The sequence below is a fragment of the Arthrobacter sp. NPDC056886 genome (assembly GCF_042788715.1).
In the GTDB taxonomy this organism is placed as follows: Bacteria; Actinomycetota; Actinomycetes; order Actinomycetales; family Micrococcaceae; genus Arthrobacter.
Map to the genome: position 1 here is coordinate 131,385 of NZ_JBHUBT010000005.1, position 17,288 is coordinate 148,672.

The 17,288-nt window shown below is 65.1% G+C and carries 10 protein-coding genes; all 10 read left to right on the forward strand.

From position 1 onward, the window contains the following. The first annotated feature begins 52 nt into the window (after positions 1 to 52). Positions 53 to 2,707, forward strand: a complete 2,655-nt coding sequence (locus ACFRJ8_RS10440) for a LuxR C-terminal-related transcriptional regulator (RefSeq protein ID WP_377986032.1) — start codon at positions 53 to 55, stop codon at positions 2,705 to 2,707. Positions 2,708 to 3,916: 1,209 nt separating this feature from the next. Next, positions 3,917 to 5,455, forward strand: coding sequence for a sugar transferase (locus ACFRJ8_RS10445; RefSeq protein WP_377986033.1), 1,539 nt, complete (start codon positions 3,917 to 3,919; stop codon positions 5,453 to 5,455). Positions 5,456 to 5,510: 55 nt separating this feature from the next. Next, a complete protein-coding gene (locus ACFRJ8_RS10450) occupies positions 5,511 to 5,966 on the forward strand; it encodes an adenylyltransferase/cytidyltransferase family protein (RefSeq protein ID WP_377986034.1) in 456 nt (151 codons plus the stop codon). A gap of 37 nt (positions 5,967 to 6,003) precedes the next feature. Next, the gene (locus ACFRJ8_RS10455) at positions 6,004 to 6,813 is read left to right on the forward strand and encodes a WecB/TagA/CpsF family glycosyltransferase (RefSeq protein WP_377986035.1); all 810 of its coding nucleotides are present in this window, start codon (positions 6,004 to 6,006) and stop codon (positions 6,811 to 6,813) included. Positions 6,814 to 6,932: 119 nt separating this feature from the next. Further along, a complete protein-coding gene (locus ACFRJ8_RS10460; RefSeq protein ID WP_377986036.1) occupies positions 6,933 to 8,174 on the forward strand; it encodes a hypothetical protein in 1,242 nt (413 codons plus the stop codon). A gap of 31 nt (positions 8,175 to 8,205) precedes the next feature. Further along, a complete protein-coding gene (locus tag ACFRJ8_RS10465; protein ID WP_377986037.1) occupies positions 8,206 to 9,744 on the forward strand; it encodes a hypothetical protein in 1,539 nt (512 codons plus the stop codon). 224 nt (positions 9,745 to 9,968) lie between these two features. Then, positions 9,969 to 11,117, forward strand: a complete 1,149-nt coding sequence (locus tag ACFRJ8_RS10470; RefSeq protein WP_377986244.1) for an O-antigen ligase family protein — start codon at positions 9,969 to 9,971, stop codon at positions 11,115 to 11,117. 12 nt (positions 11,118 to 11,129) lie between these two features. Next, positions 11,130 to 14,474: a PKD domain-containing protein gene (locus ACFRJ8_RS10475; RefSeq protein WP_377986038.1), complete on the forward strand. Its 3,345-nt coding sequence runs from the start codon at positions 11,130 to 11,132 to the stop codon at positions 14,472 to 14,474. 14 nt (positions 14,475 to 14,488) lie between these two features. Next, positions 14,489 to 15,805 (forward strand): glycosyltransferase family 4 protein, encoded by a 1,317-nt coding sequence (locus ACFRJ8_RS10480; RefSeq protein WP_377986039.1) that lies wholly within the window; start codon positions 14,489 to 14,491, stop codon positions 15,803 to 15,805. 55 nt (positions 15,806 to 15,860) lie between these two features. Beyond that, positions 15,861 to 17,261 carry a glycerophosphodiester phosphodiesterase gene (locus tag ACFRJ8_RS10485; RefSeq protein WP_377986040.1) on the forward strand — a complete coding sequence of 467 codons (1,401 nt, stop codon included), beginning with the start codon at positions 15,861 to 15,863 and terminating at the stop codon, positions 17,259 to 17,261. The last annotated feature ends 27 nt before the right edge of the window (positions 17,262 to 17,288 follow it).

Consider the following 17,288-nt stretch of genomic DNA (forward strand, 5'->3'; position numbering starts at 1 on the left):
TCGGCTTTCCGGGGAAGGCAGAGGGCGGCAGGAAGAACCGGCAATGGAAAGCATGGCTGAGACCGCACCTTTGATCGAGCGGTCAACAGTGCTCAAGGATCTGGTGCGTTGCCTGCGCGACGACACTCGATCAGGTGCGATCGTCGTCGGCGGCGCCGGGACCGGCAAGACCGCGGTCCTCAAGGCCGCCCTCCGCGAACTCGGGACCCGCAGACACGTGATTCGGCTGATGGCCACCCCGGCCCTGGCCGCTGTTCCCTTTGGCGCCCTGGCGCCGTACCTGTCCCGGCTTCCTGACCGGGAACTGGACTCCTACGCCGCCGTCGTGGGGGCAATGGCGGGAAGCCTGAAATCCGAGGCGGAGCGCCCTCTGTTCGTCGTCGACGACGCGCATTGCCTCGATCACGGGACCGTCGGGCAGCTCGCCCAGGCCGCAGCCACCGGCGCTGCCAGTATCCTGGCGACCTGCAGGCCCGGGCCGATGATCCCGGAAGAATTCCTGTCGCTGTGGGACGACGGAATTATTGCCAAGCTCGATCTTGCCCCGCTCACCCGGACCGGAACACACCAGCTGTGCGAGCAGGTCTTGCGGGCCGACGTCTCACCGTGGGTCAGCGCGCTGTTCCACGACGCTGCGGACGGGAACCCGCTCATGCTGATGTCCCTGATCCAGCATGCCCGTAGCACCGGCGCCCTGGGCTGCAGGCACGGAGTATGGTACCTGTTGGCCAACCCGGACATGGCCCGGGTTCCTGCCGCCGACGTCGTTGACCGGCAGCTGCGCTCCATGACGCCGGAGGAAAAGACCGCAGCCACGATCGTTGCCTTGGCTGGGCCGCTTTCTTTGGCCCAGATCCTGCAGATCAGCGGGCCCAAAGCCGTCGATGCGCTGGACACAGCGGGAATAATCGCTGTTTCGGCCGGGCACCACCGGCTCGTCCGGCCCGCGAGCCCGATGGTCGGCGAGATTATCCGCCTCCGGGTCCCCGCCGGGCGCAGTTCGGCCCTGCGTTCGAGCGTGCTGTCGCTGCCCTCAGAGCGTGCCCTGCTCCCCGGCGCCGCGCTGAACCGGCTGCGCTGGTCCCTGGACTGCGGTGTGGAGATCCCGCCCGCGCAGCTGCTCCAAGCCGCCGTCGCGGCGAACACGGCCCTGGATCCTGCCACAGCTGCCCGGGCCGCGGGCGCCATCCGGGACGCCCGGTTCCTCCCCGAAGCCAGGATCCAGCTGGCCTATTCCCACTTCATTGCCGGGCGCCGGGGGGCCGCCGCGGCGTGCCTGGAGTCCGCGCACCCCGTGCCCGTCGGACGATCGTCGTATCTGGCGGCCCTGCTCGTGGCCCGGCTCGGGTCCGCCAGGCCGGACCGGGATGCCGTGGCTTCCACGCAGCCTCCGGGACGTGTCCCGCAGGAAGATCAGAGGGACGAAGCGTGGGACGGGCCGTGGGACGAGGGGGCCGCTGCCCGGGTGGCCGCTGAGTTCCTCAGCCGCACGGGGGACAGCAGGTCCGTGGCTGCCGACTCCGGGCTACGGGAACTCGTTGATACCCCCGGCACTCCTCCCGAAATCCGCGTCCCGGCACTATCCCTGCTCGCCGAACTGCTGTCGGCCCAAGGCCTGCTGCGCGCAGGTCTGCGCCTGGACTTCGAGGCATGGAACGGCGCCTGCAGCGGGAGCCAAGGGCTTCCCCTGATGTACGAGGACCTAATGGTGCGACACTGCCTGAACCTGATCGGGGCCGGTGACTGGGACGGGCTCGGCAGCGTCCTCGACGACTACGCGGCCCGCGAGCCCGGACGGCTGCTGTACAGCGGCGGGATGCTCCACCTCATGCGGGGATACTCCAGGCTGCGCCAGGGCCGCATGCGCGAAAGCTTGGCCGAACTGCGGCTTGGCGTAGAGGAACTTGCCATCGCCGACCCGTTGAACCTGCTGCCGTTTGCCCACGCGGTGGCCGCCTACGCGGCTGCCGCCGTCGGACGGCACTATGAGGCGAGCCAGCATTGTCTGGCCTTCCGGCTTTCGGACTACCGGGAGCCCAAGACCCTTCGCCTGCTGGCGGAGGCGTATTGTCAGGCGGCGGAACCCAGAGGCGGCCAGGAGGGGAGCGGCGAAAGTGCACTCGCACGGCTGGCGGACGAAGCGTTGCACGAGGGCCTGCGGGGCGTTGAAACCGATATCAGGCGGATCGCGTTCCGCTGTGGTGGCGTCTCCGAAGCCGACGCCGAGGCCCTGGCCCTGAGCAGCAGGGCAGTGGATGGGCCAGAGGCGCGCCTGCTGGAATCCTACGCGCTGGCGGTATCGGCGTCCGACGCTGCCGACCTCATTGGCATCAGCGACGACGCGCTCGGCGGTGGACACGGGCTCCTGTCCCTTGAAGCCGCCCAGCAGGCCGAGCGGATCCTGGTCGATGACCCGGACCGGTGGAGGCTCACCGCGGTCCAGCGCCGGGTTCACCACCGGCTCGTGGAAGCCGGCATGTCAGCGCAGTTGGAGGTGGTCCACAGCGATCACGGGGTCCCGCTGACCGGACGCGAAGCCGAGGTCTTGGAACTTGTGTCCCACGGTGCCACGAATGCCGAGATCGCCTCGGTGCTGTGCGTATCGCAGCGGACCGTGGAGGGGCACCTGTCCCGGATCTTCGCCAAGCTCGGCGTCGGCCGGCGCGCGGACCTGCTGGGCCACGGCTCCCTGGACCTTGAAACCTGAACCCTGAACCCTGAACTTTGGACCCTTGGCCGGCGGCAGCGCCGGCGGTGCGTACAGGCCGGGTGGCCCGGGGGGCCGGGGGAGTATCCCTAAGTAGTGCCATGGCCCGTGTGCCTACAGAAATCAGGTAAACGCTACTCGTGTGCAGATCCGCTCCGGGCGATTGACTTAAGCCAGTCCTACGAACAACCCATAAGGTCTCAATCAGGACGAAGTGTTAAATGCAGAAACGGTCTCAATGAGGAAATGGTCTCAATGAGGAAACTGTCTCAAAATGAGGAAACTTCAGGGCGGCAGACTACGGATGGCATGATCTGCGGGGAAGTTGGTCCTAAAGACCCTCTTGCCTGCTGAAGCAGCCACTGCCACCATTAGAGGTGGTCGGGCCATAACCTCCCTACCCCCCAACTCCTTCGTTGGAATCGTACGGTGCCCCAGCCGGCAGCCGTACGCCAAGGTCGGAGCCGGCGGCGTCAGAGCCTTCTGAGACCGAGGCTCTCCCCCCAGCCGCCGCCGGCTCCCTTAACGGGTTGTTCCCGGGTCCGCGCCGCTCTGAGGCGCGGACCCGGCGTGAGCCCCGTCAACGTGAGCCCCGTCAACGTGAGCCCCGTCAAGGAGCGGCACGGGCGATCGCGGAGGGCATGCACCGGCTGCCCCCACCGCAACCAGGTTTGGAGCGCCACCCGCGTCATCGGGGTCTGATGGCCGGACTACGTCCGTGCCCAGATCGCCCTCGGATTTCCGACTGGGCAATGACTCGAATCCGCATTCGTCTGCCGCGACGCCTTCGCTGTGTGCAGCTGGAACGCCCGACGGCGGCCGGCGCCGTGTCAATTTCCCTGAAGAACATCAGGGCCCCCTCGCGGAGGTCCTGGTGTCGGACGTGTTTCGCATTGACCACGGTCAGCTTTACACACCCCGCGGGTTGCTCGGGAAGGACCATGGGAAAGCCCTTCTCCGGGTACTCCGCCGGAAGCGGCACGTAGTGACTACTCGGAGGCTGCAACTCCAACGGGTAGTCCGCCGCGCCAACCGCAAGAATGAGGCCGCGAAGTTAGGTGGAACGTACTCGTGTGCCCCCCGCGTCCGGCTCATAGGTTTGCGATAGCAATCTGTCAGTAACCGCTTCGGCTACTAGTTGGGTCTCAAAATGCGCTATTGTCTGCCTGCCGCGCGTCGCGGCGATAAATCCTGTGCCGGAGTCCGGCCGTGACCGCCGTCCGCGACACGGATGCCGCCCCGGCCCTGACCCGGCCCAGTCTCGATTTTGCGGGGGTCGTCGCTCCCCAACTGCTGCAGCACCGGGCCCGCGTCTTGGGGGAGGGCACGCGTTGGAGCAACAGGTACCGCCGGCTGCTGGCCGTTAGTGACGTCTGCGTCATCTTCTCTGTCGCCCTCATCGCCCAGACGGCCCGGTTTGGGCTCGACGAGGCTCGGGTCACAGTCGGATGGTTCGACGTCGGTTACTTCCAAATTTCGGTACTCATTTCGGCGGCCTGGATGTTTGCCCTGGGTGCCTACCGAACCCGTGACCCCCGAATCGTGGGGATCGGTGTTGACGAGTACAAGCGAGTGGTCAGCGCTACGGTGGCACTTCTGGGTATCCTCGCCATGCTTTGCCTCCTGTTCCACGTCGACATCGCGCGTAGCTACTTTGCCCTGGCCTTCCCTCTGGGAGTGGCCGGCCTCATCTCCTCCCGATGGGTGCTCCGCCGCTGGCTGACCCGGCAACGCGCCAAGGGGCACTATCTTTCGCAGGTTCTCGTGCTCGGGAAGCCCAAAGACGTGAGCTATGTCGTCAACCAGATTGAAAAGAAATCCGGAGCCGCCTATCACGTTGTCGGAGTATGCCTGACGGGAAACCCTGGCATGAAATGGCTGAACCTCGGCCGGCGGACAGTTCCGATCGTGCCGGAATCCGGCTCCATAGTTGACGCCGTCCGTGCGTTCGGTGCCGATGCGGTGATCGTGGCCGGTCCCGGCAAAGGCGGCGGTAAGTACATCCAGGAACTTGGCTGGCAGCTGGAGGAATCGGCTACCGAACTGATCCTCACTACAGGACTGACCAATGTGGCGGGCCCGCGGATCCATGCCCGCCCGGTTGAGGGTTTGCCGCTGATGCACGTCGAACTTCCGCAGTACACGGGAGCACGGCACACCCTGAAGCGCCTCTTCGACATCGTGGCTTCTGCCTCGGCACTGATCTTCCTGCTTCCGGTTTTCCTGCTACTCGCCTTGCTGATCAAGCGCGACAGCCCCGGCAAGGTCTTGTTCCGCCAGGAACGGGTTGGCAAGGGCGGCAAGAAGTTCCTGATGATCAAGTTCCGCTCCATGGTGGAGTCCGCCGAGGACGATCTGGCCCGGCTGTTGGATCAGAACGAGGGAGCCGGAATGCTCTTCAAGATGGAGCACGACCCCCGAGTGACTGGGGTGGGCCGCTGGATGCGCAAGTACTCCCTGGACGAGCTCCCGCAATTTTGGAACATCCTCAAGGGGGATATGAGCCTGGTCGGTCCCCGGCCACCGCTTCAGCGTGAGGTCGACGGCTATAAGACCCGGGTGCACCGCCGGCTCTACATCAAGCCCGGACTCACCGGCATGTGGCAGACGAACGGCCGGTCGGAATTGAACTGGCAGGACAGTGTGCGGCTGGACCTGTATTACGTGGAGAACTGGTCACTGGCCGGCGACCTGATCATCATCTGGCGCACCGCACTGCAGATGATCAAACCCGTCGGCGCGTACTGACCGCCAGCACCGGTACGAACTCCCTTAGACAGCCACTGGAAAGTAAGGACATCCAATGACCACTCGCATTGGCTACGCAGCCGGAGCTTTCGACCTGTTCCACGTCGGACATCTCAACCTTCTGGCCCAGGCCCGCCAGCACTGTGACTACCTCATCGCCGGAGTCGTTTCCGATGAATTGCTCCGGGCAACCAAAGGCCGGGCGCCCATTGTTCCGCTGGCCGAACGACTCGAAATCGTCAGGAACATCCGGTACGTGGACAAAGCGGTGTCCGAGGTTCATCCGAACCGTCTCGACACCTGGCGGGACAATCACTTCGACGTTTTCTTCAAGGGTGACGACTGGCGAGGTACCGAGAAGGGGGTCTCGCTCGAACGGCAGCTGTCGAGCGTGGGCGTGGAAGTCGTCTACTTCCCCTACACGATGCACACGTCCAGCACGGTCTTGCGCCGCGCGCTGGGGCAGATTCTGGAGTCTGAGCACGGAAGCGCGGCGGCGAACTTCGCTTAGCTGCTCAATTACACATTTTCCGAGGGGGAAAATCTACATGGTCTCAACTGCACATCCCGGGCTCGACGGCGGTTTCGGTCTCCCGTCGCCAGACCCGAGGGTGGACATCCTGGGCATCCGGATAAGCGCCGTCAATATGTCGCAGGCCCTCAACCGCCTGGTCCGGCACATCAGTGGCGGCCACCGCGGCTACGTCTGCGTCACGGACGTCAACGCGTTGCTCCATGCCCGCCGCGACCCGGAACTCCGCCGGATCTTCAACAGCTCGACCATGACCGTTCCGGACGGTGTGCCCCTGGTCTGGGCCGGTAAAAGTGCAGGTGCCGACTGGATGGGCCGCGTCTGTGGACCCGACCTGATGCCCGCGCTCCTGAAGGTCGCGGCCGGTTACGGATGGTCCTCGTACTTCCTGGGCGGCGCGCCGCACGTTGCCGAAGACATGATCGAGAACTTCCGACGCACCATCCCCGGCCTCGAGGTCGCCGGCTGCCAATCGCCGCCTTTCCGCGAGCTTACTCCGGAGGAGGAAACGGCTCTGGTCCAGGAGATAAACGCGTCGGGCGCCCAGATCGTTTGGGTGGGTCTCGGGGCACCCAAGCAGGAAACCTGGATGGATTACTACCGCGGCCGCCTCACCGCGCCGCTGTTGGTCGGCGTCGGCGGGGCCTTCGACATGCACGCCGGGCGGGTGAGCCGGGCTCCACGCTGGATGCAGCGGAGCGGCCTCGAATGGGCCTACCGGTTCTCCCAGGAGCCCCGCCGGCTGTGGAAGCGCTATACCCGGAACGTCCCCGTCTTCGCGCTGGCGCTGTGCCGCCGTGCTCCCAAGCTCGTGGAACCTAAGTGAAAGTCATGACCCGAACCCACGCTGCGGCCGGCACGATGGGCGGGCATCGCGCCCGGTCGTGGCACGCCGGCGCGGTGAAACGGGTTGGCTGGGGGCTTGGAGATCAGGCGCTCAGCAGCATGACCAACTTCGCAGTTGGAATTCTCGTGGCCAGGTCCGTCAGCGTTCCCGATTTCGGCGCCTATGCACTGGCCTTCTCGGCTTACTGCTTCATCCTGGGGATCTCCCGAGCCCTCGCAACGGAACCCTTCGCCGTCAGGTTCGTCATTTCCGAGCCGGAGCAGCTGCACCGGGCACGGGTCGGCGTCGCCGGTGTGGCGCTCCTTACCGGAGTTGCCTTCCTGGCCCTGGCTGCGGTGCTCAGCCAGCTGCTGCCGGCGGAGTATCGATCCCTCGTCCTGTGCTTGGGCGCTGTGCTCCCGGGGTTGCTGGTCCAGGACAGCATGCGCCAGGTTCTCTTCGCTGCGGGGCAGGGGAGGTCTGCCTTTAACAACGATCTGCTCTGGGCGGTGCTGATGGTGCCGGCCTTCGGCATCGTCTTTCTGTCTGGAAGTATCAACGCGGCCACCCTGATCCTCGCTTGGGGCGGCGCGGCAAGTTTGGCGGCGATTGCGGGATGCTACCGCTGCCGCGTGGTGCCGGGTGTCCGAATGGCGGCGTCCTGGCTCCGCTCCCAGCGCGGCCTGTGGCCTCGGTACCTCCTCGAGGGAGCGGCTATCAACGGCTCCCAGCAGATCGTTTTCATGGCACTTGGAGTCTTTGCCGGCCTCGCTGCCGTGGGCGAAATGAAACTGGTCCTTGTACTGCTCGGACCCGTCAATGTCCTGGTCCAGGGCATCGGGGTGGTGGCGGTGCCGGAGGCCGCGAGGGCGCTCGCCGGCGGACGCTCCCGCGTGCTGCGTGTCACGGCCGGTTTTTCCGTGGCCGTGGCAGCCGGAGCACTGTTGTGGGGGATCACCGTCACGCTGCTGCCTGGTTCCTGGGGGGCTGCGCTGGTGGGTCAGGGCTGGTTGGCGGCCTCGGCACTGGTCCTTCCCATGTTCCTCGTGCAGGTATTCAACGGGGCAAACACCGGCCCAGTAGTTGGCCTGCGCGCCGCGGGGGCCGCAAGAAGAAGCATGTGGACCCGGATGGCGACGTCGTCTCTGGTGGTTATTGTCTCGGTCGCGGGGGCGGCCGCCGCCGGAGTGCAGGGAGCGGCCTGGGGGCTTGTCCTCGCTGCCGCTCTCAACGCAATGCTCTGGTACCTGCAATTCAGGAATGTCATCGCGCAGTATCCATTCAAGACTGACAAGTCTGGTTTCTTCCGCCACAGGGCGGATCGGTCTCAACCCGGAAAGGTGGGTATCCCTGATGAATGAATCGTGGTCTGTTTGGCATGGAGCCAAGCAAGTGATCAGAATGCACTGGCAGGCAATCGTTGCCGTCATGCTCGTTGGGGGGCTTGTCGGTGCAGGATGGGCGCTGCGCAACCCAGTCACCTACACCGCGCGGGCAGAGCTCGTCACCGGGAACTACTCGCTCCCGGCGGAAGTTGCCTCTCAACCGGCGATCGCCAAGGCAGGGGCCCTTGGCCTCGAGCTCCCCGCTGAAACCCAGGCGCGCATCATTGCGAGCCCGACCATTGTGGACGTGGCAGCCCAGGCCTTGCGCCTTGATGACAGGGAAACGTCGGCTCTCCGGGGCAGTGTCAAAGCGACCGCGACGACGGACAATTCCTTCGCCATCTCAGCGGCCGGATTAACCCCGGAGGAAGCGTCGGCGAATGTCAATGCAGTCGCCGCCGCCTTCCTGCAGTATCGGGCCGACATTGGCCGTGCTGACATGAACGTTCTGGCGGAGCGTGCACACGCCGCCGCCAAAGACAGTCTCGCCTCGGCGGCTTCGCTCGCCGGTCCGCTTGCCAGCGCCCAGGCCACCAACCCCGGATATGCGGCCGGTATTCTGGCCAAACGGGAAGAACTGGAACACGCGGCGAGCAGCGCAGAGTCCACCGCGGCGGCACTGGACGATGCAGTGAAGAACTTCAACGGCGGCGGTTCCGTGGTCCGGCCCGCTACCGCGGGGGCGGTCGATGAATCGCCATCGATGCTCATGTTTATCCTGCTCGGCCTCGCGGTGGGCCTGATGGGCGGCGTGGCCTTTGCCGTGATCCGTCGGCAGGTCAGCGATCGGATCATGGACCGGCGCGACATCATGCGCGCCAGCGGGCTTACTGAGATCTTCGAACTGGGCGGTCAGCGGGATGGCAACGGCTCCGTTCAGATGCTCCTCCGTTCCGTAGAGAACTCCAGCGCCAAACTCGGACTTTCTTCCGCGCAGATAGCAGTCCGGCCGCTGACACACTCCAACCACGGCGCTGCCGGACTGCTGGGGCTGGCCGCCGGCGGGCATGCGAGCCTGGGGTCCGTGGCCGTTGTGGCCCTCCGCAGGGAGACCGGGGCCGATATCGCCCGCCAGCTGGGCGCAGGCCGCGACTCCACACCACTGAGCGCATTGACCGGCCACGACCTCGCCACGGTCAACAGTGAGATCGGCTGTGAAGCTTCAGCCGCTTTCGGCACCGCTCCGACTCCGACCGGAACTTACGATCTTCTGCTGCTGGCAACCGGCTCTCATTTCGGAACCGGCGGCAACCAAGACAGCCTCCCGGCGGGCTTCTCCGGCCCCACGGTACTGGTGGTGCATGCACGGAAGGACAGGGTCCAGGATCTGGAACAGGCCATCGGCGAGCTAAACGCGGCCAATTTCCCGGTGGTGGCAGTCCTGATGGTGGATCAGGCTAAAAATAAGACACGAAAGAGGGGGATTGGCCGGTCAGAACGCCCAAAACCGCGCAATTCCAGCCCTGAGGGCGCACGCCCGAGTCCCGCGGTGCGCTCCGGTATGCCGGATGTTGAGGCGCGCACGACGGCGGGGACCAAGTCATGACCTTGCTCCGTTCGTTGCCGGGAGCCGGGGGAAACCTCGCTGGACAGTCCCGGGACGTTCGGCCACCTCAAGCTGGGTCCGGAACCAGCCGGCTCACTGACCGGACAGCCTTCATTGTGGTCCTCCTGGTCTGGGGTCTGTTGCTTCTCACCGTGCAGCCCTGGTCCAAAGCAGACCCAGCTGGAGGAGCCGACAGCAGCAGTTCACTCAAAGGCGCCGTGTTGATGCTCTGCATCGTGGCGCTTTTGATGGTGCTGCCGCCGCGGGCAGGGCTCCGCATTCCACCACCCCTGGCCCTGTACCTGCTGTACGGAACGTACGTGGTGATTTCGTCCGCAGTGCAGCCTGACGCGCTGCAATCCATGTTTCGGGGCACCCGGCTTGTAATGGGCCTGATGGTACCCGTCTTGCTCTGGTCCGTCGTGCGCGGGCGCTTCCGGCTGATGGTCTACGGGACCGTGGCAGCATATGCGGCCTTGGCTCTGACCGTTTTGGCCGGTGTAGTCCTGGCGCCGGGGCTGGCTTGGCAGGACGGCCGGCCCTTCCAGTCAGCCCGTCTGATAGGAGCTTTCCTGCCCATGATGGCCCCTCGCGTTGGCGAAATAGGCGCTGTGCTGGCAGGTTTGACAGTCCTTTTGTGGGCGCAACGGAAAGTTGGCCTGTTGGTGTTGGTCCCGGCCGCGGCAGTTGGCACCGCCCTGATCGTTTTCAGCCACACCCGGACAGCGGCACTGGCCCTGTTGCTGGGGCTGTTGGTTGCGTTCGGCGCAACCCTTACTTCGCCCGCCGGTCGCCGCGGGCTGGGACTCGTGGGTGGCTCACTCTGCCTGGCACTCCCGTTTCTGCCCGGGATCATCGAATGGACCCTCCGGGACCAGGACAGCGCGCAAATCCAGAAGTTGAGCGGTCGCACCACGGTGTGGGAATTCATTCTCAGCCAGCCCTACGATCCACAGATGTTCTGGCTCGGCCACGGTATCGGGAACAAGAAGGTTCTTCTTCGCCGTGGAGAAGGCGACATAAACGTCATGGCGATCGACAACAGCTGGCTGGACAGCTTCTGGGAGACCGGAGCTGTGGGGACCGCCCTCGTCGCCCTGGCCGTTGTGGCCGCATTGGTCTACGCCCTCAAAACACCCGGATACGCCGCCAGGACGTTCGCCGGATTCCTGATGACCTACGTTCTGGTCGCATCTGTCAACGAGAGCGGTCTTTGTGACTTCTCCTCGATGACGCTCCTGGTTCTCGTTTCAGTCCTGATAAGTGCAGTTGACAGGGCTGACAAACGGGATCGTGCCGCCGGAATTCCGGTCCGGCACGGTCACACCCTCCATCGGTTGCGCCGGTCTTCCACGCAGCCAGGGTCAATCTAAGAGAGGTACGAGATGTACACGAGACGCATAGTGCGCCCTGCCGGAGTAGTGGCAGCTGTGCTGCTGCTGCTGGGAGGACTTGTTTCACCGGCCTTCGCACGGGAGACGACGCTGTCAGCCACCAGCTCATCAATTTGGCAGACCAACAACAACGTCCGGGCCCTGGCTTACGCCAAGGGCAAAGTCTTTATCGGCGGCGAGTTCACGTCGGTGCGGCCGCCCGGGGCTGCCGCGGGGACCCAAGAGAGCCCCCGGAGCTACCTCGCCGTCGTGGATGCCGTAAGCGGGAACCTGCTTTCCTTCGCGCCCCAACCCAACGGCAGGGTCTGGTCGCTTGCAGCATCGGAAGACCAAAGCAGGGTTTACGTCGGCGGCGACTTTACCCAAATCGCGGGTCAGTCCCGCCAACGGTTGGCGGCCTTTGACACCACCAGCCTGGCACTGGTTTCCACTTTCAGGCCCAACGTGAGCTTCCGCGTGGCCACCATCGCTGCCCAGGCTAACAATGTCTACTTCGGCGGCTCGTTCGGAGTCGTGTCCGGCGCCGCCCGGAACCGGCTGGCTGCTGTGCAGGCCAGCGACGGAGCCCTCCTGCCCTGGAACCCGGACGCCAACGCCGACGTGAAGGTGGTGCGGCCGGCGCCCGACGGGAGCAAGGTCTACGTCGGCGGCTCCTTTGAAACTCTCGGCGGCATCAGCTCCTGGGCGGTCGGCCTCGTCGACAGCGCGCAGGGCGCCCTGCTGCCCCTCCCCGCAGCGACGGCGGTTCCGCCCAAGACCACCTCCTGCCAATCAACAGTGCGTGACATCATCACCGATCAGAACACCGTCTACTTCGCCAACTCCGGCAACGGCGGAGGGTGCTTCGACGGCACCTTCGCCGCGGACCTCACCAGCGGCGCCTTGAAGTGGAAGAACAACTGCCTCGGTGCCACCGAAGCCATCGCCCTCGTTGGCGGGTGGCTCTACAAGGGCTCCCATGCCCACGACTGCAGCAGTGACGGAGCCTTCCCCCAGGGACCAAACCGCATGCTGCTGGTTCAGCGCCCTGATGACGGAAAACTCGCCGGCTGGTACCCCCAGACCAACGCGGCCGGCACCACCAAGGTGGGTCCGCTGGCCATGGCCACCGATGGCAAGCAGCTGTGGGTGGGCGGCGACTTCACTCTGGTCAACGGAGCGGGCCAGCAGGGCCTAACACGCTTCCAGGCGGATCCCGAAACAGCTCCGACCAAGCCGTTGACCCCGTCTGCCTCAAGCACGCGGGCAAATCAGGTCAAGGTCACTTTCAAGGCCACTACCGACAAGGACGACGAAAACCTCACCTACAAGTTGTACCGTGCAGGCACCACTGCCCCGATCTTCACCCAGGTCATCCGCTCCCGCTTCTGGGACATCCCCACCCTGACGTTCATCGACAAGAACCTTACCCCCGGAACGCAGGCAGCGTACCGGGTTGAGGCATCCGACGGCACAGTAGCGGTGCTGTCCTCGTGGACCCCTTATGTCACTGTTGCCGCACAGTCCGCGAACTATCAGGACACGGTGAAGGGCGACGGCGCCACCAGCTTCTGGCGCTTTGAGGAGGCCAGCGGTACGGCAGCGGCGGACTTCGCCGGCAGCAACGCGGGCACCTACCGGACCATGAACCTGAGCGGGCCCGGGATCTTGGCTGGCACCACGTCGGCTGATCTGACTGATACCAACAGCAGCATGGCGAGCAGCCTGTCCCAGACCGGTCCGCAGACCTTCTCGGTGGAATCATGGATCAAGACGACCACTACGTCCGGCGGCCGGATTGTCGGCTTCGGCAACAGCCAGGCCGACCAGAGCGGCAACTACGACCGTCACATCTTCATGCAGAACGACGGCAAAGTGGTCTTCGGTGTGTGGACCGGCTCAGCCACCACTGTCACCAGCGGCGCAGCACTCAATGACGGGAAATGGCATCACCTCGTCGCCACGATGGTGCCGGGCCGTTCCGAACTGTTCGTGGACGGCGTCAGCCAAGGCACCAACACCCCGACGGTTGCGCAGGGCTACGACGGTTACTGGAGGGTAGGAGCGGACAACCTCAACGGCTGGCCGAATCAGCCGGCATCGCGTGCCATGGTGGGCAGCGTCGACGAAGTGGCCATCTACCCAGTCCAGCTGACCTCGTCGGACGTCCAGTGGCACTACAACCTCGGCAGCGGCAACAAGGCCCCGGTTGCTTCATTTACCTCAGCCTGCACCGCGTTCAGCTGCGCCCTGGACGGCTCGGCGTCTGCGGATTCGGACGGCACGATCTCGGAACTGGCATGGGATTTCGGCGACGGTCAGACCGCCGTCGGCGCCACGCCGTCCCATACGTACGCAACAGCCGGGACTTTTCAGGTTCGGCTGACGGTGACTGACAACCTCGGGTCGAGCACCACCCTCACGCAACCGGTGTCAGTCACCGCTCCCAACAAGGCGCCGGTGGCGGCCCTGACCGCCGCATGCAACGCACTCAGCTGCTCCTTTGACGCCTCGGCGTCGTCCGATCCGGATGGCACCGTAAGCTCCTGGCTGTGGGACTTCGGTGACGGGCAGACGGGCACAGGAAAGACCGTCACCCATGCGTACGCCACTGCTGGAAACTATGCCGTGAAGCTCACTGTGACCGACGACAAGGGCGCCTCGGCCGAGGCCACCCAGAACGTCACACCCCAGCTCGCTCCGGCTGGCTCGGCGCTTGCCAAAGATACGTTTGCCAGAGTCGTTGCACAGGGGCTCGGCACAGCGGATGTCGGAGGGGCCTGGACAGTAAGTGGCGCGGTTAGCCGGTATTCCGTTTCCGGCGGCGTGGGCAACTGGATCATGCAGGGTCCGGGGAACGCGCCGGGCGCCTACCTGAAAAATGTCCTGGCGGCCGACACCGACCTCTCGTTCAAGGTCTCACTCGATAAGCCGGCAACCGGCGGCGGAGTTTATCTGGCCGCTGTGGGACGTTCGGTTGCCAACCAGGGCGAGTACCGGGCCAAGGTCCGGTTCACCTCGGCAGGCAGGGTGTCCCTCGCCATAGTCCGTACCACCGCTGCCGGGGTTGAGACCTACCTGGCCCCGGAAACCGTGATTGCAGGCCTGACAGGCACCAACAGCCAGCAGCTGGGGGTCCGCATCCAGGTCACAGGCCAGGGAACCACCGCTATCAAGGCCAAACTGTGGGCAACCAGCGGGGCGGAACCAGTTGCGTGGCAGCTGGAAACCACCGATACCACGGCCGAACTTCAGGCGCCCGGTTACACTGGCGTCCTGTCGCAGCTGTCGGGTTCAGCAACCAACGCTCCCGTCACTGCCCGGTTGTCCGAATTGTCCCTGACCACTCCCCGTTGAGATAGGAACCAACCGTGCAGCAGTTCATCGACGCCAGCGGCGCCGGCGGACCCGTCCCCGGCCGGCGCCGCGTACTCATCAGTGCGTACGCGTGCGGCCCGGGGATGGGCTCGGAGCCCGGTGCAGGCTGGGCCTTTGCCCTGGCGGCCGCACAGCACAGCGAGGTTTGGGTGATCACCAGGCGTCGTTTTGAACCGCTGATCAGGGACGCCATCGCCGCGGACCCCGCGCTGGCATCGAGGCTCCACGTGGTTTACCTGGATCTGCCGGACTGGTGCCTTCGTCTCAAGAAGCACCACCGGGACGTCTATTGGTACTACCCCCTGTGGCAACGGCTGGCAGGGCAGAAAGCACTCGAACTCCATCAGGAGACACCGTTCGATGTGGCCCACCACGTGACCTTCGCTTCGGACTGGATGCCGTGTGGTCTGATGGCACTTCCTTCGACCGTGCCATTGGTGTGGGGCCCGGTCGGGGGTGCCTCCTATGTCCCAGTCAGGCTCCTGCGCTGGCTGGGGCTCAGGGGAGCGCTGGGCGAGCTCGGCCGGCGGGCGGTAACTGGGGCGAGCCGGCGGATTTTCGCGGAAAGGATGGCCCGCCGTGCCCAGATTGTCGTGGGCCTGAATGAGGACGTCCGGCGGCGTTTCGCCGGTGCGGCCGCCGTGGTGGTCGAGCCAAACGCAATGGTGGAACCTGCCGGGGCGGCCGTCGTCCGCAGCATCCCCCCGGCCGGCGTCCACACGGCGGTATTCGTCGGCCGCCTGGTGTCTTGGAAGGGAACCAGACTCGCCGTGAATGCCCTAAGCCATCCGTCGGCGGCGAATTGGAGGCTGGAGTTCATTGGCAGCGGCCCCGACCAGCGCTGGATCGAGGCGGAAGCTGCCCGACGCGGCCTGGCCGACAGGGTGACCTGCCGGGGCCAGCTCCCGCGACAGGATGTCCTGGCAGCGCTGGCCGATGCCGACGCCATGCTTTTCCCCTCCCTGCATGATTCCGCTCCCTGGGCTGTGGCGGAGGCCTGCGCAGCGGGCTTGCCCGTGATCTGCGTTGACTTGGCCGGCCCTCCTGTCCTTGTCAGCAGGACGGCGGCCGGGATCAGCCACATCGTCGACGTCGGGCCGGGGCTGCCTGCAAGATTGGCCGCAGCACTCAGGGACGCCGAGTCATCACCGCGGCCGGCGCCGTCGGGTCGCTGGTCGTCCTCCCGGCTGCCTCTCCTTCTTGATGCCTGGTACCGGCAGGCCCAAAAGGTCCCGGCACACGGGGCCGCCGCAGGCCACGGAACGCCCGACGCTGCGGGGGTGACTGGTCTTGTTTCGACACGTCCCTGAAGAAGCCCCTGGGCAACGGTGGCTCTCCCGCCGGCAGCTCCTGACGGCGGCAGGAATGGCAGCCGTCCTGACCGGTTGCGGGAGCGGGCCATCAAACAGCCGGCCCTCCACGTCCGGAGCGCCTGCTGCTGCGCAGCAGATGCACACGCTGACCGAGCTGATGTCCACCGCGCCGTTCTACATTGCCCATCGCGGCTCGGGGGACAACTGGACCGAACACACAGCCGGGGCCTATTCACACGCAATTCAAAGCGGTGCGAAGGCCATAGAAGTCTCTGTCAGCGCCACCAGTGACGGCGTGCTGGTCTGCCACCATGACAGCAATACCGAACGCATGACGGGCCGCAACCTGCAGATCGGAGAGGTGACCTACGAGGACCTGGGCGTACTACGGAATGACTCGCGCGCATGGATCGGCCCGCAGACACCCCGTGAGCCCATTCCCCGGCTCAAAGACGTGCTGGACGCACACGCGGCCACCAGCGTGATCTTCATCGAGGACAAACAGGGCGGAAACACGAAAGCCCTGCTTGACCTGATGGACAGTTATCCGGATTCCAAAGAGCACTTTGTGTGGAAGCAAACGGCCGGCGGCAAACATTACGCAGAGGCGAAGGCCCGGGGTTACAAGACGTGGGGGTACTTCGTCGACAACCTCGGGAACCGGTTCGCTGACTTCGCGGACCGCTTTGACTACCTGGGCATTTACCACGGTGCCACGGACAACGAAATCAAGGCTCTCGTTGCCTTTGGCAAGCCAGTCATCTGCTGGGAAATCCATACCCGCTGGATGCGTGACAGGGTGACCGCGTTGGGCGTGACCGGGCTGATGAGTTCGAATTATCCGTATGTTTCGGGCAAGGCAGCCATGAGTCAACGGGACAGCTTCTCATCCGGGGTACGTGCGGCGGGGGACCTGCCGTGGATCCTGGTCCCCACCTATCAGCCCACACTGCAGCCCGAATTCTCCTCCGTCAGCCTCAACAACGAGGCCAGTTCAACCTACACGTTGGGATCCATGGGACCCGTCATAAGGGATACCTACTCGCTGGCTTTCGACATGCGATGGCCCATGGCGGTCCCGGACAGGAGCGGGACCGCAGGAATCGCATTCGGCCAGGCCGATGATCAGCCGTACCGCCCGACGGCGAAGGCCACGGTGGGCGGCTACCACCTGACCCTGGACGCGGCAGGGACCATGCGGCTATTTTCCCGCGGGGTCGGAGCGCTGGAGGGGGAATTGCTGGGTGAGACGCGTTCGGACGCGCCGAAGGTCGGCGCCTGGATGCGCTTCCGCGTGGACGTCACCCCGCGCACCATTACGTTTACGCGGCTGGACGGTGCCGTAGCCAGCGGGGTAGCCAACAATTCAACCTACCGGGGAGGCTACTTCGGGCTGAACAAGAACTATCAAGGCAAGCAGCCGGTGGAGTTCCGTCAGGTCGAGGTCAGCTGAATCGGAGTGCGGCTGAACTGGAAGATC